The 646-nt window shown below is 41.2% G+C and carries 1 protein-coding gene; it reads left to right on the forward strand.

All coding sequences use genetic code 11. The features are described from left to right. Positions 1-206: hypothetical protein (locus tag P5674_RS25565; protein WP_315670460.1), on the forward strand; the 206-nt coding region annotated here is incomplete at its 5' end. Positions 207-646 lie beyond the last annotated feature (440 nt).

The following is a 646-nucleotide window of genomic DNA, read 5'->3' on the forward strand; positions in this document are numbered from 1 at the left end:
TGGCTCAAAAACAACCCATAGGGGAACCCACTAGGTTATCAATGTACAACGATACTCCTATCAATGTACAAAGATATCAGACCGCCTACCTGGTTCCCTGTGGGAGTCAGATTATTGGTGAAATATTGAGGAGCCTACTCACTACCAACAAAATGCGATCGCATAATCTGAACTATCATCTACCGGAACCAACCCGATACCCCTAAACAACTTTTCAACTGGTAACTTGTTTCGTCATCTCTCGCTGATACCTACATAATCCTAGAGAATTGATTCCCCATCGAAACCGATACCTACATACCGCTAGACAAGTCTCCAATTTATAGGGGTACTGAGTTCCGCACAGGATGATTACCCCTAATAGACGGGTTAAGGTTTTGGCTTAGGGTGTTTATTGTGGGTAAACTAGGGGGGTAAGCATATAAATAATTTTCGATACCGTATTTTCGGTACTGAAAACAGATAATATGAATGAACCCCTACAGTCAGAAACCATAGGGGGCCATTTAAGTTATTGGGGTAGGGGTTATCTGTTAGGGTTTAGCTGTTAGGTTGACTCCATGTATTAAGTAGGCAATTATAGGCCTCTGAGTTAATTAACTCAGGAAGTTGATTAAAACCGTCTAAGTTACTTTTAACCCATAAC

The organism is Limnospira sp. PMC 289.06 (assembly GCF_032350395.1).
In the GTDB taxonomy this organism is placed as follows: Bacteria; Cyanobacteriota; Cyanobacteriia; order Cyanobacteriales; family Microcoleaceae; genus Limnospira; species Limnospira platensis.